The organism is uncultured Kluyvera sp., assembly GCF_902485085.1.
Classification (GTDB): domain Bacteria; phylum Pseudomonadota; class Gammaproteobacteria; order Enterobacterales; family Enterobacteriaceae; genus Kluyvera; species Kluyvera ascorbata.
The window spans coordinates 75708-98935 of record NZ_CABTJS010000123.1 but is presented as its reverse complement, the minus strand read 5'-3'; the positions used below and the strand labels follow the sequence as shown (position 1 = coordinate 98935).

At 55.2% G+C, this 23228-nt stretch carries 25 protein-coding genes; 14 read left to right on the top strand and 11 right to left on the bottom strand.

Annotated features, from left to right (window positions below):
• Positions 1-7: 7 nt before the first annotated feature.
• From tgt to RDN66_RS14485, 6 genes are all read left to right on the top strand, one after another.
• Positions 8-1135, top strand: a complete 1128-nt coding sequence (gene tgt / locus RDN66_RS14510) for a tRNA guanosine(34) transglycosylase Tgt (protein WP_123649993.1) — start codon at positions 8-10, stop codon at positions 1133-1135.
• Positions 1136-1157: 22 nt separating this feature from the next.
• The gene (gene yajC, locus RDN66_RS14505) at positions 1158-1490 is read left to right on the top strand and encodes a preprotein translocase subunit YajC (RefSeq protein WP_123649994.1); all 333 of its coding nucleotides are present in this window, start codon (positions 1158-1160) and stop codon (positions 1488-1490) included.
• Between the two features lie 27 nt (positions 1491-1517).
• Positions 1518-3365: a protein translocase subunit SecD gene (secD, locus tag RDN66_RS14500; protein ID WP_072011411.1), complete on the top strand. Its 1848-nt coding sequence runs from the start codon at positions 1518-1520 to the stop codon at positions 3363-3365.
• 10 nt (positions 3366-3375) lie between these two features.
• Positions 3376-4347 carry a protein translocase subunit SecF gene (secF, locus tag RDN66_RS14495; protein WP_202216350.1) on the top strand — a complete coding sequence of 324 codons (972 nt, stop codon included), beginning with the start codon at positions 3376-3378 and terminating at the stop codon, positions 4345-4347.
• A gap of 116 nt (positions 4348-4463) precedes the next feature.
• A complete protein-coding gene (yajD, locus tag RDN66_RS14490) occupies positions 4464-4811 on the top strand; it encodes an HNH nuclease YajD (RefSeq protein WP_035895149.1) in 348 nt (115 codons plus the stop codon).
• A gap of 289 nt (positions 4812-5100) precedes the next feature.
• Positions 5101-5208, top strand: a complete 108-nt coding sequence (locus RDN66_RS14485) for a type I toxin-antitoxin system toxin Ldr family protein (RefSeq protein WP_035895150.1) — start codon at positions 5101-5103, stop codon at positions 5206-5208.
• An 89-nt stretch (positions 5209-5297) separates the two neighbouring features.
• Here RDN66_RS14485 and RDN66_RS14480 read toward each other — a convergent pair whose 3' ends face one another.
• Both RDN66_RS14480 and RDN66_RS14475 read right to left on the bottom strand, forming a co-directional pair.
• Positions 5298-6161 (bottom strand): nucleoside-specific channel-forming protein Tsx, encoded by an 864-nt coding sequence (locus tag RDN66_RS14480; RefSeq protein ID WP_035895152.1) that lies wholly within the window; start codon positions 6159-6161, stop codon positions 5298-5300.
• Between the two features lie 298 nt (positions 6162-6459).
• Positions 6460-7002, bottom strand: a complete 543-nt coding sequence (locus RDN66_RS14475) for a DUF3251 domain-containing protein (RefSeq protein ID WP_202216349.1) — start codon at positions 7000-7002, stop codon at positions 6460-6462.
• Between the two features lie 151 nt (positions 7003-7153).
• Here RDN66_RS14475 and nrdR point away from each other — a divergent pair, with 151 nt between their 5' ends.
• From nrdR to pgpA, 6 genes are all read left to right on the top strand, one after another.
• Entirely contained in the window at positions 7154-7603 is a 450-nt protein-coding gene (gene nrdR, locus RDN66_RS14470) for a transcriptional regulator NrdR (protein WP_052283888.1), read from the top strand.
• 3 nt (positions 7604-7606) lie between these two features.
• Positions 7607-8710 (top strand): bifunctional diaminohydroxyphosphoribosylaminopyrimidine deaminase/5-amino-6-(5-phosphoribosylamino)uracil reductase RibD, encoded by a 1104-nt coding sequence (gene ribD / locus RDN66_RS14465; RefSeq protein ID WP_035894260.1) that lies wholly within the window; start codon positions 7607-7609, stop codon positions 8708-8710.
• An 85-nt stretch (positions 8711-8795) separates the two neighbouring features.
• On the top strand, positions 8796-9266 hold the full coding sequence (ribE, locus tag RDN66_RS14460) for a 6,7-dimethyl-8-ribityllumazine synthase (RefSeq protein ID WP_001021161.1): 471 nt from the start codon (positions 8796-8798) through the stop codon (positions 9264-9266).
• Between the two features lie 19 nt (positions 9267-9285).
• A complete protein-coding gene (nusB, locus tag RDN66_RS14455; RefSeq protein WP_035894262.1) occupies positions 9286-9705 on the top strand; it encodes a transcription antitermination factor NusB in 420 nt (139 codons plus the stop codon).
• A 74-nt stretch (positions 9706-9779) separates the two neighbouring features.
• Complete coding sequence (gene thiL / locus RDN66_RS14450; protein WP_308537945.1) at positions 9780-10751, top strand: thiamine-phosphate kinase; 972 nt, start codon at positions 9780-9782, stop codon at positions 10749-10751.
• The gene (gene pgpA / locus RDN66_RS14445) at positions 10702-11235 is read left to right on the top strand and encodes a phosphatidylglycerophosphatase A (RefSeq protein WP_202216347.1); all 534 of its coding nucleotides are present in this window, start codon (positions 10702-10704) and stop codon (positions 11233-11235) included. Before thiL ends, pgpA begins: the two co-directional genes overlap by 50 nt.
• 145 nt (positions 11236-11380) lie before the next feature.
• Here pgpA and RDN66_RS14440 read toward each other — a convergent pair whose 3' ends face one another.
• The 4 genes from RDN66_RS14440 to xseB all read right to left on the bottom strand — a co-directional run bounded on the left by RDN66_RS14440 (position 11381) and on the right by xseB (position 15442).
• Positions 11381-12355, bottom strand: coding sequence for an aldo/keto reductase (locus RDN66_RS14440; protein WP_123650004.1), 975 nt, complete (start codon positions 12353-12355; stop codon positions 11381-11383).
• Between the two features lie 63 nt (positions 12356-12418).
• Entirely contained in the window at positions 12419-14281 is a 1863-nt protein-coding gene (gene dxs, locus RDN66_RS14435; protein WP_202216345.1) for a 1-deoxy-D-xylulose-5-phosphate synthase, read from the bottom strand.
• 18 nt (positions 14282-14299) lie between these two features.
• Positions 14300-15199, bottom strand: coding sequence for a (2E,6E)-farnesyl diphosphate synthase (gene ispA, locus RDN66_RS14430; RefSeq protein WP_123650006.1), 900 nt, complete (start codon positions 15197-15199; stop codon positions 14300-14302).
• The gene (gene xseB / locus RDN66_RS14425) at positions 15200-15442 is read right to left on the bottom strand and encodes an exodeoxyribonuclease VII small subunit (RefSeq protein ID WP_035894270.1); all 243 of its coding nucleotides are present in this window, start codon (positions 15440-15442) and stop codon (positions 15200-15202) included.
• 189 nt (positions 15443-15631) lie between these two features.
• Between xseB and thiI the strand changes: the two genes are divergently transcribed.
• Positions 15632-17080, top strand: coding sequence for a tRNA uracil 4-sulfurtransferase ThiI (gene thiI, locus RDN66_RS14420; protein ID WP_202216344.1), 1449 nt, complete (start codon positions 15632-15634; stop codon positions 17078-17080).
• A gap of 73 nt (positions 17081-17153) precedes the next feature.
• On the opposite strand, the gene yajL is transcribed toward thiI, so the two are convergent.
• Positions 17154-17747 (bottom strand): protein deglycase YajL, encoded by a 594-nt coding sequence (gene yajL / locus RDN66_RS14415; RefSeq protein WP_202216343.1) that lies wholly within the window; start codon positions 17745-17747, stop codon positions 17154-17156.
• A complete protein-coding gene (panE, locus tag RDN66_RS14410; protein ID WP_035894276.1) occupies positions 17710-18621 on the bottom strand; it encodes a 2-dehydropantoate 2-reductase in 912 nt (303 codons plus the stop codon). Before panE ends, yajL begins: the two co-directional genes overlap by 38 nt.
• A 159-nt stretch (positions 18622-18780) precedes the next feature.
• On the opposite strand from panE, the gene RDN66_RS14405 reads away from it, so the two are divergent.
• Positions 18781-19272, top strand: coding sequence for a YajQ family cyclic di-GMP-binding protein (locus tag RDN66_RS14405; protein ID WP_308537944.1), 492 nt, complete (start codon positions 18781-18783; stop codon positions 19270-19272).
• Between the two features lie 42 nt (positions 19273-19314).
• Here RDN66_RS14405 and RDN66_RS14400 read toward each other — a convergent pair whose 3' ends face one another.
• From RDN66_RS14400 to RDN66_RS14390, 3 genes are all read right to left on the bottom strand, one after another.
• Entirely contained in the window at positions 19315-20679 is a 1365-nt protein-coding gene (locus RDN66_RS14400) for an MFS transporter (protein WP_202216342.1), read from the bottom strand.
• Positions 20680-20837: 158 nt separating this feature from the next.
• Positions 20838-21857 carry a Gfo/Idh/MocA family oxidoreductase gene (locus RDN66_RS14395; protein ID WP_308537943.1) on the bottom strand — a complete coding sequence of 340 codons (1020 nt, stop codon included), beginning with the start codon at positions 21855-21857 and terminating at the stop codon, positions 20838-20840.
• On the bottom strand, positions 21854-23218 hold the full coding sequence (locus RDN66_RS14390) for an aromatic acid/H+ symport family MFS transporter (protein WP_308537942.1): 1365 nt from the start codon (positions 23216-23218) through the stop codon (positions 21854-21856). Before RDN66_RS14390 ends, RDN66_RS14395 begins: the two co-directional genes overlap by 4 nt.
• Positions 23219-23228 lie beyond the last annotated feature (10 nt).

Genomic DNA, 23228 nt, shown 5'->3' with positions numbered 1-23228 from the left:
AGTGAAGATGAAATTTGAACTGGACACCACAGACGGTCGCGCCCGCCGCGGCCGCCTGGTTTTTGATCGTGGCGTAGTGGAGACGCCTGCCTTTATGCCGGTAGGTACCTACGGCACCGTTAAAGGCATGACGCCGGAAGAAGTCGAAGCCACCGGCGCGCAAATCATTCTCGGTAACACCTTCCACCTGTGGCTGCGCCCGGGTCAGGAAATCATGAAGCTGCACGGCGACCTGCATGATTTCATGCAGTGGAAAGGCCCAATCCTGACCGATTCCGGCGGTTTCCAGGTCTTCAGCTTGGGCGATATCCGCAAAATCACCGAGCAGGGTGTGCACTTCCGCAACCCAATTAACGGCGACCCGATCTTCCTCGATCCAGAAAAATCGATGGAAATTCAGTACGATCTCGGCTCCGATATCGTGATGATTTTCGACGAATGTACGCCGTACCCGGCGGATTGGGACTACGCTAAGCGCTCTATGGAGATGTCTCTGCGTTGGGCCAAACGCAGCCGCGACCGTTTTGATGGCCTCGGCAACAAAAATGCGCTTTTTGGCATCATTCAGGGCAGCGTTTACGAAGATTTACGTGATATCTCCGTCAAAGGTCTGGTGGAGATTGGCTTTGATGGCTACGCTGTCGGCGGCCTGGCGGTAGGTGAGCCGAAGGAAGACATGCACCGTATCCTGGAGCACGTTTGCCCGCAGATCCCTGCTGACAAACCGCGTTACCTGATGGGCGTCGGCAAACCAGAGGACCTGGTTGAAGGCGTTCGTCGCGGTATCGATATGTTTGACTGCGTTATGCCAACGCGTAACGCCCGTAACGGTCATCTGTTTGTGACCGACGGTGTGGTGAAAATCCGTAATGCCAAACATAAGAGCGATACCAGCACGCTTGATGCCGAGTGTGATTGCTACACCTGTCGCAATTATTCGCGTGCATACTTGCATCATCTTGACCGTTGCAACGAAATACTGGGCGCGCGCCTCAATACCATTCATAATCTTCGCTACTATCAGCGCTTAATGGCTGGTTTACGCAAGGCTATCGAAGAGGGTAAATTAGAGAGCTTCGTGACCGATTTCTACCAACGCCAGGGGCGTACCGTTCCACCTTTGAACGTTGATTAATTTTAATAATGAGGGAATTTGAATGAGCTTTTTTATTTCTGATGCGGTAGCAGCAACCGGGGCTCCGTCGCAGGGCAGCCCGATGTCTCTGATTCTGATGCTGGTGGTTTTCGGCCTGATCTTCTATTTCATGATCCTGCGTCCACAGCAAAAACGTACCAAAGAACATAAAAACCTGATGAGCTCCATCGCGAAAGGCGATGAAGTGCTGACTAACGGTGGCCTGGTTGGTCGTGTGACCAAAGTAGCAGAAACTGGCTACATTGCTATCGCACTGAACGACACCACTGAAGTGGTTATCAAACGTGACTTCGTAGCTGCCGTTCTGCCGAAAGGCACCATGAAGGCGCTGTAATAATTCGTTTTCCCAAAGGGAACTGCCGTGTTAAACCGTTATCCTTTGTGGAAGTATGTCATGCTGGTCGTCGTGATTGTCGTCGGCCTGCTGTATGCGCTTCCCAACCTGTATGGTGAGGATCCGGCCGTTCAAATCACTGGCGTGCGCGGTGTCGCCGCCAGTGAGCAAACGCTGATCCAGGTCCAGAAAACGTTACAAGAAGAAAAAATTACCGCTAAGTCTGTGGCACTGGAAGAGGGCGCTATTCTTGCGCGCTTCGACACCACCGACATCCAGCTGCGTGCGCGTGAAGCGCTGGTAAACGTGCTGGGTGACAAATACGTCGTGGCGCTTAACCTTGCTCCGGCAACGCCGCGCTGGCTGGCTGCGATTAACGCAGAGCCGATGAAGCTCGGTCTTGACCTGCGTGGTGGTGTGCACTTCCTGATGGAAGTGGATATGGACACTGCGCTGGGCAAACTGCAGGAACAAAATATCGATAGCCTGCGCAGTGACCTGCGTGAAAAAGGCATTCCTTATACTACCGTTCGCAAAGAAGACAACTACGGTCTGAGCATCGCTTTCCGTGACAGCAATGCGCGTGATGAAGCCGTCTCTTATCTGAGCAAGCGTCATCAGGATCTGGTGATTTCCAGCCAGGGTAGCACCGCGCTGCGTGCGGTGATGACCGATGCTCGTCTGAGCGAAGCCCGTGAATACGCCGTTCAGCAGAACATCAACATTCTGCGTAACCGTGTAAACCAGCTGGGCGTTGCTGAGCCAGTGGTTCAGCGCCAGGGGGCTGACCGCATCGTGGTTGAGCTGCCTGGTATCCAGGACACCGCGCGTGCGAAAGAAATTCTGGGTGCCACTGCAACCCTGGAATTCCGTCTGGTAAACACCAACGTTGACCAGGCTGCTGCCGCATCTGGCCGCGTGCCGGGCGACTCTGAAGTGAAAGATACTCGTGAAGGCCAGCCGGTTGTGCTGTACAAGCGTGTGATCCTGACCGGTGACCATATCACCGACTCCACTTCAAGCCAGGACGAGTACAACCAGCCGCAGGTTAACATCTCGCTCGATAGCGCGGGTGGTAACATCATGTCTAACTTCACCAAGGACAACATCGGTAAGCCGATGGCGACCCTGTTCGTGGAGTACAAAGACAGCGGTAAGAAAGATGCTAACGGTCGCGCCATTCTGGTGAAACAGGAAGAGGTGATTAACATCGCCAACATCCAGTCTCGCCTGGGTAACAGCTTCCGTATTACCGGTATCAGCAACCCGAACGAAGCGCGTCAGCTCTCTCTGCTGCTGCGTGCCGGTGCGCTGATTGCGCCGATTCAGATTGTTGAAGAACGTACCATCGGTCCAACCTTGGGTATGCAGAACATCAAGCAGGGCCTGGAAGCGTGTCTGGCCGGTCTGGTGGTCTCTATCCTGTTCATGCTCGTCTTCTATAAGAAGTTCGGTCTGATTGCGACAAGCGCACTGCTGGCTAACCTGATACTGATCGTCGGTATCATGTCACTGCTGCCGGGCGCGACGTTGAGTATGCCGGGTATTGCGGGGATTGTGTTAACCCTTGCGGTTGCCGTCGATGCTAACGTACTGATCAACGAACGTATCAAAGAAGAGTTGAGTAACGGACGTTCGGTACAGCAGGCAATCAACGAAGGCTATGCTGGCGCGTTCAGTTCCATCTTCGATGCGAACATCACGACGCTGATTAAAGTCTTGATCCTGTATGCAGTCGGCACCGGGGCAATTAAAGGGTTCGCGATTACTACCGGTATCGGTGTGGCGACGTCGATGTTTACCGCGATTGTCGGTACGCGTGCCATCGTAAACCTGTTGTATGGCGGCAAGCGCGTCAAAAAGCTGTCAATCTGAGGAGTGCGATGTGGCACAGGAATATAGCGTTGAACAACTAAACCACGGCCGTAAAGTCTATGACTTTATGCGCTGGGATTACTGGGCTTTCGGTATCTCGGGTTTCCTGCTGATTGCGGCCATCGTGGTGATGGGCGTACGCGGGTTTAACTGGGGTCTCGATTTCACCGGCGGTACGGTAATTGAAATTACGCTGGAAAAACCGGCGGACATGGACTTAATGCGCGATGCGCTGGAGAAAGCGGGCTTCGTTGATCCGCTCCTGCAGAACTTCGGCAGCAGCCATGACATTATGGTACGTATGCCGCCAACCAAAGGTGCGGATGGTGGCCAGGTACTGGGTAGCAAAGTGCTGAGTGTGATTAACGAAGCCACCAGTCAGAATGCTGCCGTGAAGCGTATCGAATTCGTCGGACCAAGCGTGGGCGCCGATCTGGCGCAAACCGGTGCGATGGCGCTGATGGTGGCTTTGCTGTCCATTCTGGTGTACGTCGGTTTCCGCTTTGAGTGGCGACTGGCGGCGGGTGTGGTTATCTCACTGGCGCACGACGTGATCATTACTGTGGGTATACTCTCGTTGTTCCATATCGAGATTGACCTGACTATCGTGGCATCGTTGATGTCGGTTATCGGTTACTCACTGAACGATAGTATCGTGGTATCTGACCGTATTCGTGAAAACTTCCGCAAGATTCGCCGCGGTACGCCATACGAAATCTTTAACGTGTCGCTGACCCAGACGCTGCACCGTACGTTGATTACGTCCGGTACGACGTTAGTGGTTATTCTGATGCTGTACCTCTTCGGTGGTCCGGTACTGGAAGGCTTCTCGCTGACTATGCTTATCGGTGTTTCCATCGGTACTGCATCGTCTATCTACGTAGCCTCGGCGCTGGCGCTGAAGCTGGGTATGAAACGCGAGCACATGCTGCAGCAGAAAGTGGAGAAAGAAGGGGCGGATCAGCCGTCAATTCTGCCGTAATCTGCCGCACTTAGGGCACGAATAAAAGCCGCAACGCCGTAGGGTGTTGCGGCTTTTTTATTGCCCATTTAGACTGTGCGTATTCCCTTACATTGAACACGACATATCGAGTCATTATGGCCATCATCCCAAAAAACTACGTGCGGCTGGAAAGCGGCTACCGTGAAAAAGCGCTGAAACTGTTCCCATGGGTATGCGGACGCTGTTCGCGCGAGTTCGTCTACTCCAACCTGCGTGAGTTGACGGTTCACCATATGGATCACGACCATACCAATAACCCGGAAGATGGCAGCAACTGGGAGCTTCTGTGCCTGTTCTGTCACGATCATGAGCACTCGAAGTACACCGAGGCGGATCAGTACGGTTCGACGGTCGTGGCCGGGGAAGATGCGCAAAAAGACGTGGGCGAGGCGACCTACAACCCGTTTGCGGACCTGAAAGCGATGCTGAATAAGAAGAAATAGCCGGTGTGATGTAACGCGTACATGGTTACTGGAATCCCGACCGTAAGGTCGGGATTTTTTCGTTTTTAGGCCATGTCGAAATCAATGAGCAGAGTAGAATCAGCGGCAAGCCGGTTTATTCCGGTGAGGCGCAGTGTTGCGGGGGCTTGATCCCCGGTGGCCTTGTCGCTGGAAAGAGAAAACCCCCGCACATTGTTCGGTATTCACCGGCAACATAACGGGGGCTAACTTGACCCTAGACAAGTTGAGGATAGCCGCGAACCGTTGCCATTGCAACCAAGGCGGCTGTATGACGCTCACGGAAGTTTGCATTATTGTCTGGCACGATCTGGCAGCACCAACGCTGGTCGGTATTGCGACAGGTCTGTTTTTAGGCTGGTGGCATAGTCAGAGATAAGGCGAGGTGGGCGAACCTGCCGCCCGCGTGGCAGCATGCGCCCGAAACAGGCCAGAGGGTAACCTCTGGCCTTTTTTGCGGTGTCAAACTTAGAAGTTGTAACCTACAACCAGGTAACCACCCCAACCGGTAGATTTCGCGTTGAAGTCGCCTTCGCCCCAGTTCAGGGTATTGCCGCCTTGCCACTGACCGCCGTTATGGAAGTAACGGGCAACGACAGAGTAGTGCCAGTGATCGTAGTTCAGCGCCAGGATGTGGCTGGATGCGATAGAGTTGCTGGTACGGTTTGGTTCGTCGCCGAGATCTGAACCCCAGTCGAAGTTGGTGAAGCCGATGTAGCTCAGCTTACCGCCCCAGAGGTCACTGATTGGCACAAAGTATTTCACTTTGAAGCGGTAGCCATCCCACTCGTTTTCGTTCGCGGCACCATAGTTCTGCCACTGGTATTTGGCATAGACGTTCAGGGACAGACCCATTGGCAGGCCGGTGTCGATATCGGTACCCAGACCCATATACCAGGTGCTCTGGCGGCTGGCCTTGTTGTCACCCATATCGTAGATGTAGTTGTTCGCGATGTACCACTCTTTGAACGGACCAAAGCTCAGGTCAGCGCCGGTCAGCTTATCGATAGAGAAGCGTGGTTCGATTTCCATGAACATAGGAGAACCGTCAGACCATACGCCTTTATCGTTGCCGTTACCCCAGTCAAAGGTTTTAGGAATATCGATGTAGCCGTAGAAGTCTAGCCAGTCTTTTTTGGCAAATGCTTCATATTCCAGGTAAACGTCGTTGTTCAGCTTCGGTGAGAAGCGGGTGTGATAGCTACCCACCACGTTTACGCTCTGATGCCACCAGTCGGAGACATACTGAGGTTGAGAATCGCCCGCTGCGTTAGCAGTGAAAGAAGCGGAGAGCGCCAGTGCAGCACCGGCTGCTAATAATGTTTTTTTCATATTTCTGCCACTAATAAAAAAAATCGAAAGAGAGTGATTTTTATCACCGAAGTTTTTCTAAATGTTTCGTGTTTCTGCGTGCCTATTATATGAATCCTTGCTCACGAAAATCAGTCATGGTTCACACATTTTTCAATCGCGTAATCGATTGCGTTCACGTTTGCGTAGTTTAGACGCCGCGATTGTACTGATGGAGTGAATTAATGCAAATGTTTACATACGCGAAATGTGTTTCAGGCAGAGGGAGAGGACAGAATTTGAGAGAGAATGTTGTTACCATTCTCCCTCGATTGAAATGTTATTGCGCGTTGGCAGGCTGTACGTCGTGGATGCGTACGAAGCCAAGCTGTTCCGGGGTCACGCCGTTAAGCTGAAGCGGAATATCGACATCGCTTGGCGCCAGCACGCTCGCCGGGGCGGAGAAGAGCTGATTTTGCACGTTGACCTCCTGATATTGCTCGGTCGTACCCTGAATCTGGCCCCACTCAACGGTGCCGGTGAAGGCAGGCAGCGCATCGTTTGACTCGCCCTGAATATGCAGCGTCATCGCCGTACCCTGCGCGTTAGCGGCGATATTGCGTAACGACATGCGCAGCGTACCAATCTGGCTGTTCAGACGTGCTGGCGTGTTCGCACCAGGAAGCAGGTAAACACCGCGCGTTGATTTCGCATTCAGCGCATTTTGCTGAGTGATTTTCACCGTCTCTTTATTGAGCTGCGTCATCTCGGTACTGAGGGCGCTGATGTTTTGATGCATCTGCTTCACCTCGGACTGCTGCGCGCAGGCGCTCAGGCTGACGAGGCTTCCCAGCAGGGCGATTCTTAGGTAACGTCTTGTCATGCTGTCTGTTTCCTTTTCTTCGGATAACGCAATGGTAGCGTGCTATGCGGCATCTGACATCGATCCTTTGTCTCAAAAAGCGCTGTTTCTTTGTTGTATCCGCAGTTCAGGGTAAAATAGATTCCCATCACCCTCATCGTCAGGACGTTGTATGCACTGCCCATTCTGTTTCGCCGTAGATACTAAAGTCATTGACTCCCGCCTGGTGGGAGAAGGTTCCTCCGTTCGCCGCCGCCGGCAATGTCTGGTGTGCAATGAGCGCTTCACCACGTTTGAGGTGGCTGAACTGGTAATGCCGCGCGTGGTGAAAAGCAACGATGTGCGGGAACCGTTCAATGAAGATAAGCTGCGCAGCGGTATGCTGCGTGCGCTGGAAAAACGCCCGGTCAGCTCCGATGATGTGGAAATGGCGATTAACCATATCAAATCACACCTGCGCGCCACCGGCGAGCGGGAAGTGCCGAGCAAACTGCTGGGCAACCTGGTCATGGAGCAGCTGAAAAAGCTCGATAAAGTGGCCTATATCCGCTTTGCCTCGGTGTACCGCAGCTTCGAAGACATTAAAGAATTTGGCGAAGAGATCGCCCGCTTACAGGACTAAGCTATGCACGATGAAATGTACATGGCGCGTGCGCTGAAGCTGGCGCAACGTGGTCGCTTTACCACACATCCCAACCCGCGTGTGGGCTGTGTGATTGTGAATCAGGGCGAAATTGTCGGCGAGGGCTTCCACTATCGCGCCGGTGAACCCCATGCGGAAGTGCACGCGCTGCGCATGGCGGGCGATAAAGCCAAAGGCGCCACCGCCTACGTTACGCTGGAACCGTGCAGTCACCATGGGCGCACGCCGCCGTGCTGCGACGCATTAATTGCCGCGGGTGTCTCCCGTGTGGTCGCCGCCATGCAGGATCCAAACCCGCAGGTTGCGGGGCGTGGACTGTACCGCTTACAGCAGGCTGGTATTGAGGTCAGCCACGGGCTGATGATGAGCGAAGCCGAAGCGCTGAACAAAGGCTTCCTCAAGCGGATGCGTACCGGTTTCCCGTATATCCAACTGAAGCTGGGTGCGTCGCTGGATGGCCGTACGGCAATGGCCAGCGGTGAAAGCCAATGGATCACCTCGCCGCAGGCGCGTCGCGATGTTCAGCGCCTGCGGGCGGAAAGCCACGCGATTTTAACCAGCAGTGCTACGGTGTTGGCGGACAATCCGGCGCTGACCGTGCGATGGGATGAGCTCAATGTCGAAACGCAGGCGCTCTACCCGCAGGAAAATCTGCGCCAGCCGCTGCGCATTGTGATTGATAGCGGCAACCGCGTGACGCCGGAGCACCGTATCGTGCAGCAGCCCGGTGAAACGCTGTTTGCGCGTACCGAAGATGATACCCGCGACTGGCCGGAAGGCGTACAAACGCTGAAAGTGCCGGAACACAACGGGCATCTCGATCTGGTGCTGCTGATGATGCAGCTGGGCAAACAGCAGATTAACAGTATCTGGGTGGAAGCGGGGCCAACGCTTGCCGGTGCATTGATTCAAGCGGGGCTGGTTGACGAGCTTATCGTCTATATCGCGCCTAAACTGTTAGGAAGCGATGCGCGCGGATTATGTATGCTGCCAGGCCTTGAGAAACTGGCCGATGCGCCCCATTTCAAATTCAATGAGATACGACAGGTAGGCCCGGATGTTTGCCTGCATTTAACGACTGCGTGAGGCTTTCCGAATTAGAGGAAGCAGCGCCCAGAATATTATGATAAAATCCGCCCCCCTGCGGGGCAAATGAACCCAAAGGAAGAGTATGAACATTATTGAAGCTAACGTTGCTACCCCGGACGCTCGCGTCGCCATCACCATCGCGCGTTTCAACAACTTTATCAATGACAGCCTGCTGGAAGGTGCTATCGACGCCCTGAAGCGCATTGGTCAGGTTAAAGATGAAAACATCACCGTTGTTTGGGTTCCAGGTGCCTATGAACTGCCTCTGGCGGCTGGCGCACTGGCGAAAACCGGTAAATACGATGCAGTGATCGCGCTGGGTACGGTTATCCGTGGCGGTACTGCGCACTTCGAATATGTCGCTGGCGGGGCAAGCAATGGCCTGGCGCACGTCGCTCAGGACAGCGAAATCCCGGTAGCCTTTGGTGTTCTGACCACCGAAAGTATTGAACAAGCCATCGAACGTGCTGGCACAAAAGCCGGTAACAAAGGTGCAGAAGCTGCACTGACCGCGCTTGAAATGATTAATGTATTGAAAGCCATCAAGGCCTGATTTTTGTAAGGGGAAATCCGTGAAACCTGCTGCTCGTCGCCGCGCCCGTGAGTGTGCCGTCCAGGCGCTTTACTCCTGGCAGTTGTCCCAGAACGACATCTCCGATGTTGAATACCAGTTCCTGGCAGAACAAGACGTTAAAGATGTCGACGTCCTGTACTTCCGTGAGCTGCTGTCCGGGGTGGCGACTAACAGCGCATACCTCGACGGATTGATGAAGCCGTACCTGTCCCGTATGCTCGAAGAGCTGGGCCAGGTAGAGAAAGCCGTACTGCGCATTGCGCTGTTCGAGCTGTCGAAGCGTGATGATGTGCCATATAAAGTGGCTATCAACGAAGCTATCGAACTGGCAAAAACCTTTGGCGCTGAAGACAGCCACAAGTTTGTCAACGGCGTGCTGGATAAAGCCGCTCCTGTCATTCGTCCCCACAAAAAGTAATCTCCAGGCCGGATTTTGCCGAATTTCATTTGGCAGGTCCGGCCTTGTTTTATCCTTCTGCTGAGGCATAACGTATGGCATGCGGCGAATTCTCCCTGATTGCCCGTTATTTTGACCGAGTACGAAACGCCCGTCTCGATGTAGAAACCGGAATCGGCGACGACTGCGCGTTACTCAATATTCCCGAAAAACAGACTCTGGCTATCAGCACCGATACGCTGGTGGTGGGTAATCATTTCCTTCCTGATATCGACCCGGCTGACCTGGCTCATAAAGCGCTGGCCGTCAATCTTAGCGATTTAGCGGCAATGGGCGCGGACCCGGCCTGGCTGACGCTTGCGCTGACGCTACCTGCGGTTGATGAAGCGTGGTTGGCGGCGTTCAGTGACAGTCTGTTTGAACTGTTAAACTATTACGATATGCAGCTGATTGGCGGCGACACCACCAAAGGGCCGCTGTCGATGACGCTGGGTATTCACGGCTATGTACCGGTTGGACGTGCGCTGAAGCGCTCGGGCGCAAAACCGGGTGATTGGATTTACGTGACCGGCACGCCTGGCGACAGCGCCGCGGGTCTGGCGCTGATTCTGAATCAGTTAACGATTGATAACCCAGAGGATGCGGCCTATCTGCGCCAGCGTCATCTTCGCCCGACGCCGCGTATCCTGCAAGGACAGGCGCTGCGTGACCTGGCAAACTCGGCTATCGACATCTCTGACGGTCTGATTTCCGATCTGGGCCACATTCTGAATGCCAGCGGCGTAGGGGCTCGCGTTGACCTCGATCTGCTGCCGTACTCTGATGCGCTGCGCCGTCACGTGCAGCCAGAGCAGGCATGCCGTTGGGCGCTCTCCGGCGGTGAAGACTATGAACTCTGCTTTACCGTTCCAGAACTGAACCGCGGCGCGCTAGAAGTGGCGCTGGGTCAACTGGGTACATCGTTTACCTGCATCGGACAAATCAGTGCCGATGTAGAGGGACTGCATTTCACCCAGGATGGGAAAGCGGTGCAGCTCGACTGGAAGGGGTACGATCATTTTGGCTAAGCGTGACGAAGCAAAAAGTCGTCTTAATCTACGCAATCCCTGGCATCTGCTGGCAACGGGGTTTGGCAGCGGCCTGAGCCCGATAATGCCAGGTACGGCAGGCTCGATTGCCGCCATTCCCTTCTGGTATGTGCTAACGTTTTTGCCGCTGCAGCTCTATTCACTGGTGGTGATGTTCGGCATCTGCATCGGCGTTTATATCTGCCGCCGCACGGCGCGCGATATGGGGACGCATGACCACGGCAGTATCGTGTGGGATGAGTTTATCGGTATGTGGATTACGCTGATGGCGATTCCGGTCATTAGTTGGCAATGGGTATTGGCTGGCTTTGTGGTGTTCCGTATTTTTGATATGTGGAAGCCCTGGCCGATCCGTTGGTTTGACCGTAACGTCCACGGCGGAATGGGGATTATGGTCGATGATATCATCGCAGGGGTGATTTCAGCGGCGATACTGTTTGTGGTAGGACATTACATTCTGTGATGCGTTAACCCTCACCCCGGCCCTCTCCCTGAAAGGGAGAGGGAGAAAACCGCGTGCTGCCTTTTGATGGTGAGTGCGAAAATTGCACCAAACGGTTCCCTCGCCCCTTTGGGGAGAGGGTTAGGGTGAGGGGATATCCGGCGCGTTACTTAAACCCAACCACCGGATGCGGCTGATACGGCGCTTCCATTGACGCAATCTGCTCCGGCGTTAACGTTATATCCACCGCGTTCAGCAGTTCATCTAACTGATCCTCACGCGACGCGCCAATAATCGGTGCCGCAACGCCCCGTTTACTCAACAACCACGCCAGCGCCGTTTGCGCGCGGCTAGCTTCCACCTCTTGCGCTACCCGCTCCAGTTCACCGGCAATCTGCTCATCGTTTTCTTCGGTTGAGCTATACAGCGTTTGCCCGAATTCGTCGGAGACCAGTCTTGCCGTCGTTTCTCCCCACGGACGCGTCAGGCGACCGCGCGCCAGCGGGCTCCACGGAATAACCGCCACCCCTTCCTGAGAACAGAGCGGCAGCATATCGCGCTCTTCTTCCCGGTAGATCAGATTGTAGTGATCCTGCATGGTGACGAACGGTGCCCAGCCGTTGGTTTTTTGCAGCGCCAGCGCGTGCGCAAACTGGCGGGCGTGCATCGACGACGCGCCAATAAAGCGGGCCTTACCGGATTTCACCACCTCATCCAGCGCTTCCAGCGTTTCTTCAATTGGCGTGCGATAGTCCCAGCGATGAATTTGCAGCAGATCGACATAGTCCATCCCAAGGCGCTTCAGGCTGTCATCGATGGAGCGAAGAATTTGCGCGCGGGAAAGTCCCTCTTCAAGGTCGCCTACCTGGTGAAAAACCTTGGTGGCTACCACGACGTCATCACGGCGAGCGAAGTCGCGCAGCGCGCGGCCGACGATCTCTTCGCTGCTGCCGTCAGAGTAGCTGTTTGCGGTGTCGAAAAAGTTGATGCCGCCTTCAATGGCACGCTGAATGATGGGGCGGCTGCTGTCTTCCGGAAGCGTCCAGGCGTGTTTACCCCGATCCGGTTCGCCGAAGGTCATACAGCCAAGGCAAAGACGAGAGACCCGAAGGCCGGTGTGTCCTAACGTATCGTATTGCATGAATCAGCTCCTGCTAGCGGGTAAGCGGTTTACCTTTAAGCATAGCAGGAGCGAGGGGGAGGATTATGCTAGCCAGTCCGCGATCTTCGCTTCGATACCGGCGGCATCGAGACCGAGGTCGGCGCGCGCCTCTTCCTGAGAACCCTGTGGGACGAAGAAGTCAGGCAGGCCGAGGTTTAGTACCGGCACCGGTTTACGATGCGCCATCAGCACGTCGTTCACGCCGCTGCCCGCACCGCCGATGATGGCGTTCTCTTCCAGCGTCACCAGCGAGTCGTGGCGCGAGGCCATCTCGAGGATCAGACTTTGATCGAGTGGTTTCACAAAGCGCATATCCACAAGCGTGGCGTTAAGCTTCTCGGCGACGATTTCCGCTTCGGTCAGCAGAGTACCGAAGTTGAGGATCGCCAGCTTCTCGCCTTCACGTTTCACTACCCCTTTACCCAGCGGCAGTTTTTCCAGCGGTTGAAGTTCAGCGCCGGTACCGCAGCCGCGCGGATAGCGCACCGCGCTTGGGCCGTCGCTATAGTGATAGCCGGTATAGAGCATCTGACGGCATTCGTTTTCATCGCTTGGCGTCATGATGACAAAATCAGGAATGCAACGCAGGTAAGAAATATCGAATGCCCCCTGGTGCGTCTGACCGTCGGCGCCGACAATACCCGCGCGGTCAATCGCGAACAGTACCGGCAGTTTCTGGATAGCTACATCGTGGATAACCTGATCATAGGCGCGTTGCAGGAAGGTGGAGTAGATAGCCACAATCGGTTTATAGCCGCCAATCGCCAGTCCTGCGGCGAAGGTCACCGCGTGTTGCTCGGCAATGGCCACGTCGAAATACTGGTCAGGGTATTTTTTCGAAAACTCCACCATGCCGGAGCCTTCGCGCATTGCCGGGGTGACCGCCATCAGCTTGCTGTCTTTCGCTGCGGTTTCGCACAGCCAGTCGCCAAAAATTTTCGAGTATGACGGCAGGCCGCCACTGCTTTTTGGCAGCTTACCGCTGGTGTGATCGAATTTCGGCACCGCGTGGAAGGTGATTGGGTCTTTCTCGGCAGGCTCATAGCCACGGCCTTTTTTGGTCATGATGTGCAGGAACTGCGGGCCTTTCAGGTCGCGCATGTTCTTGAGCGTATTGACCAGCCCCAGCACGTCGTGACCGTCAACCGGCCCGATGTAGTTGAAGCCCAGCTCTTCAAACAGCGTGCCAGGCACCACCATACCTTTGATATGTTCTTCGGTACGTTTGAGCAGTTCTTTAATTGGTGGGACGCCAGAGAAGACTTTCTTGCCACCTTCGCGCAGGGAAGAGTAGAGCTTGCCGGAAAGCAGCTGCGCCAGATGGTTATTCAGCGCGCCGACGTTTTCAGAGATAGACATCTCGTTGTCGTTCAGCACCACCAGCATATCGGGTTTGATATCGCCTGCGTGGTTCATTGCTTCAAACGCCATACCCGCAGTAATGGCGCCATCGCCAATCACGCAGACGGTACGACGCTGCTTGTTCTCTTTGCCTGCGGCAACCGCAATACCAATGCCAGCGGAAATAGACGTCGAGGAGTGACCGACGCTCAGCACGTCATACTCGCTCTCACCGCGCCATGGGAACGGATGCAGGCCACCTTTCTGACGGATGGTGCCAATTTTATCGCGGCGACCGGTCAGAATTTTGTGTGGATAGGCCTGGTGACCGACGTCCCAGATAAGCTGGTCGAACGGCGTGTTATAGACATAGTGCAGCGCCACGGTGAGCTCCACCGTGCCAAGCCCGGAGGCGAAGTGTCCGCTGGAACGGCTCACGCTGTCGAGCAGGTAACGACGCAGCTCGTCACACAGCTTCGGCAGGCTCTCTTTTGGCAGCAGGCGCAATTCCTGAGTGGAATCGACCAACGCCAGGGTCGGGTATTTGGCAATATCAAAACTCATCTGAGACTCATTTATAGTTTATTTGTCGCGCAGGATGATGTAGTTCGCTAGCGCTTCCAGTGCTGTGGTATCCAGTGATTGCGCAGCCAGTTCGGTTAAGGACTGACGGGCATCGGCAATAAGGTCACTGGCTTTGTTCCGGGCTTGCTCAAGGCCCAGTAATGCAGGATAGGTACTCTTGCCGAGCTGCTGGTCGGCACCCTGGCGCTTTCCGAGGGTCGCAGTATCGCCCACCACATCCAGAATGTCATCCTGAACCTGGAACGCCAGGCCGATGCTTTCGGCATACTTATCCAGCAGTGGTAGCGCCTTGCGGCCTTGCTCACCCGCGCTGAGTGCGCCCATGCGTACGGCGGCGCGGATCAGCGCACCGGTCTTATGACGGTGAATGCGCTCCAGCATTTCCAGATTAACCTGTTGTCCTTCAGCTTCCAGATCCAGCGCCTGACCACCGCACATGCCGGCTACGCCGCTGGCGGTTGCCAGTTCGGACAGCATCGCCAGACGATCGCGGTCTGAGACCTCGTTCATCGGCGCATCACTCAGTATAGAAAACGCCAGCGTTTGTAGCGCATCACCGGCCAGAATGGCGCTCGCCTCGCCAAATTTAATATGGCAGGTCGGCTGACCACGGCGCAGGTCATCATCGTCCATCGCCGGGAGATCATCATGCATCAGCGAATAGGCGTGAATGCACTCGACCGCCGCAGCGGGCGCGTCCAGCGTCGTGAGGCTGACGCCGAACATTTGACCGGTGGCATATACCAGGAACGGGCGCAGGCGTTTACCGCCTAATAGTGCGCCATACTGCATGGCATCAACCAGTGGAGTGTTCTGAAACGGCAGCGGAGCGATAAAACGGCGCAGCGCGTCATTTGCCTGCTCAACGCAGGCATTCAGCTGTTGCGAAAAATCCATTTATTCGGCGTCCGGCGTGAAAGGCTCAAGGGGGGAATCTTCGTTATCGGCTAACAGGATCTGCACGCGTTGTTCCGCTTGTTGCAGCTTCGTCTGCCCCTGACGTGCCAGCTGCACGCCGCGTTCGAATTCGTTCAGCGCCTCTTCCAGTGGAAGGGAACCGCTTTCCAGACGGTTAACAATTTGCTCCAGCTCGGTTAAAGCGGTCTCGAAACTGGCCGGGGCTTCGTTTTTCTTTGGCATAGTGAATGTTTGGCTCTTGTTATGTCGCGACTGCGTCTATGGTAACGGAGTCTGGGTGTGAAGCAAATAACACGCAATGGTAAGCGGGATGATGGTATACTCCGCGCATCTGGACGCAGATGCCATGGGTACACTGCGATACATCTTTTGCCTAAAGCCCGTCGGGCTTGTCAACGAACCATTGCCGCCATGAAGTTTATCATTAAATTGTTCCCGGAAATCACCATCAAAAGCCAAACTGTGCGTTTGCGCTTTATTAAAATTTTAACCGGGAATATTCGTAACGTTCTTAAAAACCATGATGAAACGCTTGCTGTCGTCCGCCACTGGGACCACATCGAAGTGCGTTCTAAAGATGAAGACAAACGTCTGGTGCTGCGCGATGCGCTGACCCGCATCCCGGGGATCCACCATATTCTGGAAGTCGAAGACGTTCCGTTTACCTCGCTGCACAATATTTTTGAGCAGACGCTGCCGCTGTGGCGTGAAACGCTGGAAGGTAAATCTTTCTGCGTACGCGTTAAGCGTCGTGGTAAGCACGAATTTACGTCTATTGAAGTCGAGCGTTACGTTGGCGGCGGTCTGAATCAGCACATCGAGACGGCACGCGTGAAGCTGACCAACCCGGACGTGACCGTTAACCTCGAAATTGAGAACGACCGTCTGCTGCTGGTGAAAGGGCGCTACGAAGGCATTGGCGGCTTCCCGATTGGTACTCAGGAAGACGTGCTGTCGCTTATTTCTGGCGGCTTCGACTCCGGCGTTTCCAGCTATATGCTGATGCGTCGCGGCTGTCGCGTACACTACTGCTTCTTCAACCTCGGCGGCGCGGCGCATGAAATCGGCGTTCGTCAGGTGGCGCACTACCTGTGGAACCGTTTCGGTAGCTCACACCGCGTACGTTTCGTAGCGATCAACTTCGAGCCGGTAGTCGGTGAAATTCTGGAGAAAGTGGAAGACGGCCAGATGGGCGTCGTGCTGAAGCGCATGATGGTCCGCGCGGCATCGCAAGTGGCTGAGCGCTACGGCGTACAGGCGCTGGTGACCGGCGAAGCGCTGGGTCAGGTGTCTAGCCAGACGCTGACCAACCTGCGTCTTATCGATAACGTCTCCGATACCCTGATCCTGCGTCCGCTGATTTCTCACGATAAAGAGCACATCATCAACCTGGCGCGAGAAATCGGCACCGAAGACTTTGCCCGCACCATGCCGGAATACTGTGGCGTGATCTCGAAGAGCCCAACCATCAAAGCGGTGAAGGCGAAAATCGAAGCGGAAGAAGCGAATTTCGATTTTGCGATTCTGGATAAAGTGGTTGCCGAAGCGAACAACGTCGACATCCGCGAAATTGCGCAGCAGACGCAGCAAGAGGTGGTTGAAGTTGAAACCGTCAGCGGTTTTAGCGACAACGACGTGATTCTTGATATTCGCTCCATTGATGAGCAGGACGATAAACCGCTGAAGCTGGAAGGCGTGGAGATTGCCTCTCTGCCATTCTACAAGCTGAGCACCCAGTTCGGCGACCTCGACCAGAGCAAGACCTACCTGCTGTGGTGTGAGCGTGGCGTGATGAGCCGTTTGCAGGCGCTTTATCTGCGCGAGCAGGGCTTCACCAACGTTAAGGTTTACCGCCCATAAATAAAAAAACCGGCCTGGCCGGTTTTTTTTATATCAGGTAGCCCGGCTGAACAGAGCGACGCCGGGTTTTCACCTACGCTTCGTAAAAATTATAAATCCCCGCCGCCATCACCAGCTGCGATGCAACCTCATACGCCTTCTCACGCCCGACCAGCAGGTCGATAATCTTCAGCCCGAAATCAATCGATGTGCCCGGCCCCTGGCTGGTCAGCAGGTTGACGCGTGGGTCCCAGACTACACGCTTATCCTGCCACTGGCCTTCAGGGATCTGGTCCTTCAGCGCCGGGAAACCGGTCATATTGCCGATAGGGAAGAGCTCGTGTGGCACTAGCACGGTAGCTGCCGCCGCGCAGATAGCGGCAACAATGCGCCCGGAGTGATGGAACTGTCTCACCGTCTCGACCAGCAGCGGGCTATCGCGGAAGCACTCTGCACCTTTAATGCCGCCGGGTAGAATGATGATATCGAAGTCACCGTCCGCGACTTCGACCAGCGGAGCATCGGCCAGTAGCTTAACGCCGCGTGAGCAGGTAATGGTCAGGTTGCCATCGCTGGCGACGCTGGCGGTGGTGACGCTGATGCCGCCACGCACTAACAGATCGATAGTGGTGACGGCCTCCATCTCTTCACTACCAGGAGCGAGGCAAATCAGTGCCGACGCGCTCATATTCACTCTCCTTACGTTTAACCCGTTCATACAAGCGAGTATTTTCCGGCACCGGAATGCCGTGCGCCCGCGCGCGTTTGAGCAGGTAACCGGTAATGTAGTCGATTTCCGTATGCCGCTGCGCGCGGATGTCCTGCAGCATGGAGGAAATGTTCTCCGCCGTCAGGTCAATGACCTGATTAACATAAAATAACAGACTTTCCGGGGAGGTATGAAATCCTTCCCGCGTCATGGTCATCGCCACTTCGTCGCAAATGCGTGCCACCTGCTCCTGATGATGTTGCAGTTCACCGTTCGGGCAGTTCATCAGCGCGGTCATTGGGTTAATCACGCAGTTCACGGCGAGTTTACGCCACATGGCGGAGTGAATATTGTCATGCCAGGCGACGTCCGGGAGCACGTTCTGGAGCGTTTCCGCAAGCTGGCTGTAATCGTGGTCGTAGCGTTTGGCAGGACCGATATGAGTGGTACCGTTGGCGACGTGGATAATGATATTGCCGTCGCGACGTGCGGCCTGAGTGGTTGCACCCAGTAAAATGGGCTGCTGGATACCGTTAAGCTCCAGCAGCGTGCCCATACCGTTATGAATCAGTAAAATCGGCGTGGTCGCCGGAAGCGTGGCCGCCAGACTTCTGACGGCATCAGAAACCTGCCAGGCTTTGAGCGTGACCAGCAGCAAATCGCTTTGCGCCAGGAAATCGGGATCGTTGGCGATAAGTGATTGGTTGAATACGCTACCGTCCAGCTCCATAAGGTTTACGCTGCAATAGGGCTGAGGTACACGTAACCATCCCTGTACTTCAAATCCTTTTTTATGGAGCGCCGTCATCCATAGCTGGCCTAGCGCACCACATCCCAATACGGTAATTTTCAAACATCCTCCTTACCACACCAGATGCTGCTGGTATGTCATACTTCACGCGATAACTCGAATAAGTATAGCGTTATCAACTAAGCTTCCGGGGATAACAAGTTGAGTTATGCCGCGTTGCAGGTATTATGCAACGCAAACGAAACTAAGGGAGGGGAAAAGATGCCATCTTTCGATATTGTCTCTGAAGTCGATCTTCAGGAAGCGCGTAACGGCGTGGATAACGCAGCCCGTGAGGTTGAGTCACGTTTCGATTTTCGCGGTGTAGAAGCGAAAATTGAGCTGAACGAAGCGAATAAGACCATTAAGGTGCTGAGCGAGTCTGACTTCCAGGTCAACCAACTGCTGGATATCCTGCGCGCCAAGCTGCTTAAGCGCGGCATCGAAGGCGCATCACTTGATGTACCTGAAGAGTTCGTACGCAGCGGCAAAACCTGGTTTGTGGAAGCCAAGCTGAAACAGGGTATTGAAAGCAGCGTTCAGAAGAAGCTTGTGAAGCTGATTAAAGACAGCAAGCTGAAGGTGCAAGCGCAGATTCAGGGTGAAGAGATTCGTATCACCGGGAAATCCCGCGACGATCTGCAGGCCGTAATGGCGCTGGTGCGCGGTGGCGACCTCGGTCAGCCGTTCCAGTTTAAAAACTTCCGCGACTAATCGTGAAAGTGCTGCCCACACTCCGGTGCGGGCAGTCTCGTCTTATCTGGCGGCAATCGCCTGCTCAACCTCAAAGCGGTTCGTCACTTTGCTGTCAATCTTGATGTAAGCGGAGTGCTCCTGCGCCACCACCAACACCTCTTTTACGCCCTCGGTCGCCAGCAGGCGCTCGCGCAGCGCGTCGTCAGCATTCACATCGTCCGGGATCTGCACGCGCAGGCTGCTAACGTACGGCGGTTCCTGCATCGTCATCGAGACCAACAGCCATGCGGTTGCCAGCAGCGCTCCGGCGAGAAACACCGTTTGCGAGTCAAACAGGCCGTCAATCCAGCCGCCCAGCGAACCGCCGATGGCGACGCCAAGGAACTGGCTGGTGGAGTAAATCCCCATCGCTGTACCTTTATAGCCCGCAGGCGCTTCTTTGCTGATAAGCGAGGGCAGCAGCGCTTCCATCAGATTAAACGCGAGGAAGAAAATCTGTACGCCAGCGACCAGTTCCCAGAAGTAATTACCGGAACCCCACAGCACGATTTCTGCAATCAGCAGCAAGGCGATGCACAGCACGAACACACGCTTCATGCGGCGCTTCACTTCGGCATAAATAATAAATGGGACGACGGCGATAAACGAGACGACCATGGTCACCAGGTAGATTTTCCAGTGCTCGGAAGCCGGGAAGCCCGCGGATTCCAGCTGACCCGGAAGCGCCACGAAGGTCGACATCAGCAGGATATGCAGGCACATAATGCCGAAGTTCAGCTTCAGCAATTTCGGCTCCATCAGCACTTTGCTAAAGCAGCCTTTGACCATTCCTGATTCGCGGTTGAGCACGTGGTTTTTGCTGTCCGGCACTACCCAGAGGGTGAGCAGGATGCCAAGCGTCGCCAGCCCGGCAATCATCCAGAACAGCGCGTGCAGGCCGAGCTTGTGGGTAATAATCGGACCCAGCACCATGGCAATCGCAAAGGTTACGCCGAAGCTGACGCCGATAAACGCCATCGCCTTGGTGCGGTTTTGTTCACGGGTAAGGTCGGAAAGCAGCGCCATGACCGCAGCGGCAATTGCGCCAGAACCTTGCAGCGCGCGACCAAGGATAATGCCCCAGATAGAATCCGACATTGCGGCAATCACGCTGCCGAGGACGAAAATAGCCAGGCCGCCGACAATCAGCGGTTTGCGGCCAATGCGATCGGAGATTAACCCGAAGGGGATCTGAAATACCGCCTGCGCCAGTCCGTAAATACCAATCGCCAGGCCAATCAGCGCTTCGCTTGCGCCCTGCAATGCCATGCCGTATGTGGTCAGAACCGGAAGGACCATAAACATACCGAGCATACGCAAAGAAAATACGGTCCCTAAACCCCAGGTGGCGCGTAACTCACCAGGCGTCATTTTGTAATCGTTCATTCCCACCTCAATATAAAAGCTGGGAGTAGTGTAGTGCGGGGAGAGGGCAGGGTAAACAGACGCTTAATTAACAAATATTACATTATTGAATCATTTGTGCGGAATAGAGACATAAACAATAACCCGGCGGCACCGGGGCCGCCGGGAGCAAAGCCTGGTCAGGCGGCTTTCTGCGATATTTGACGAATGGCGTCGATCACTTCCAGTGAACGTAAAGCATCCGCCGCATCAATGATTGGTTCGGCCTCACCGACGATCACTTGCAGGAAATGGCGCAACTGTAGAATAAAGGGATCGATAGGTTCAACGGCGAGCGTTTCCTGTAATAACGGCGCGTGCCAGCCACGTTGTTCACCGTAGCGCCACCAGCGCATTTGCGGAATCGCCAGCGCGCCTTTGCTGCCGGAAATCAGATAGCAGTTTTCTGGGGTATGGGCGTAAATTTCATTCTCTGCCGAGTTCATCTCCCAGCTCCACGGGCTGACGCCGCAGTCGCTTAGCACAGCGCTTCCGAGCGCTCCGCAGGCAAAACGCAGATTCACTACCGCACTGTCTTCGTTAGCGAACCCGCGTCCGGCATTGCTGGTCATTGCCTGTACCTCTTCAATTTCACCGAGAAGATAGCGCAGCAGATCGATATCGTGCACCAGATTAACCAGTAGAGGCCCGGCGCCCGGTTCACGACGCCAGGCGACGTCGAAGTAGTCATCGGGCTTTTGCAGGATCCAGTGCGCCGAAACCGCCACGATGTTGCCCAGCTCACCGCTGTCGATAAGCGACTTTGCCGCTGCCGTTAGCGCGTTGTGCCGCCGGTGGTGGCCCACCAGGACGGGAACCCCACGCAGTGCCGCAGCGTCGACTAGCTCCTGCGCGCGTTCTGGTGATTCGGCGACCGGTTTTTCCACCAGCACCGGAATGCCGCGTTCCACGCAGGCGATAGTGCACGGTACGTGCAGGGTATTTGGCGTAGCGTTAATCACCCCCTGTGGGTTGGCCCGATCCAGCATGTTATTGATATCGGCATACCACGCGAGACCCAGCGATGCCGCCAGCGCCTGAGCCTGAGGTGAAGGATCGGCCAGCGCAACCAGCTCCGCTTCAGGCGTCTGCTGAATAACTTCAATATGCTTGCGGCCGATAGCGCCCGCGCCGATAACGGCAAGACGGATGCGATTCATGATGGGCTCCTCAGAGTGGTTGTGATGGTGGATTTCGCCTTGGCCGGGCTTGCCGCCCAGTAACCTTTTGCGGCCAGACCGATGACGGTCAGGGCTGCGGGAATACCGAGGATCAGGAATACCGATTTAAAATCGAGCCCCAGCGCCAGCATTTCCGCACCGGCGAAGGCGCTTAGAATGGCGCCGATTCGCCCGACACCGTGCATCCAGCTTGAGCCGGTAGCACGGGCCTGGGTGGGATAGAAGCGGGCGGAAAGGGCATTCATACCGGTATTCGCACCGTTAAGGCAGGCGCCGCTGACGAAGGCCAGCAGGCACAGCAGCGGGAAGTTCACCCCCGCGTAGCCAATCGCCATGGTGAACAGACCGCCCACGGCGAAGATAACCCCCAGCGCCCGATGCGGATCGATGCGGTCCATCAGCCAGCCTGCGAACAACGAGCCAACGGTGCCGCCAGCCTGGTAAATGGCGGTCATTATCGCCGCCTGACTGACGGTCAGACCTATCTCTTTTACCAGCGTCGGCAGCCAGCTACCGAGGATATAAACCAGGAACAGCCCCATAAAATAGACCAGCCACAGCATCAGCGAGCCGAACAAATACTCGCGTGACAGCACAATGCGCATGGCGCTGCTCTTAATAGGCTGCTGGGGCAGAATAAAGCTGACATTTTCGCTGACCTGGCCTGGGAAAAACCGCTGAAGGATGGCGTGTATTCGCGCGGCGGGGGCCTGCTTAATCACCAGGAAGCGCGCCGATTCCGGCAGCTTCCAGATAAGTACCGGTGCGAATAACAGCGGCAGCACGCCGCCCAGCGCCATCAGTGAGTGCCAGCCAAACTGTGGAATAAGCCATGAGGCGGCAAACCCGCCAATAGCCGCACCAAAGGTAAAGCCGCAGAAGATGACGGTGATAATAAACGAGCGCTGACGCTCCGGCGCGTACTCCGAGACTAGCGTGCTCATGTTAGGCATGGCTGCGCCCAGCCCGAGTCCGGTCATAAAGCGGAAAAAGATCATCTGTTCGATGTTCTGGGAAAACGCCGTAGCGATGGTCCAGAAACCGAAGAAGAAGACGCTGTTAATGATGATATTTTTGCGCCCAAGCCAGTCGGCAAGCGGACCGGAGAAGAGCGCGCCGAGTGCGAGGCCAATCAGCGCGGTACTGATAACAAAGCCGAGCTCATGGTTGCTGACGCCCCATTCCTGCTTCAGCGTTGGGGCGATAAAACCCATGATGGCGATATCAAAACCGTCCAGTGCAATGACGCAAAAACCGAGAAAAATGACCAGCTTCTGGTAGCGGCTGAGCGGGTTGGTGTTAATTAATTCTCTGACATCCAGGCGTTGTGTCTGTGACATGGCGAGCTCC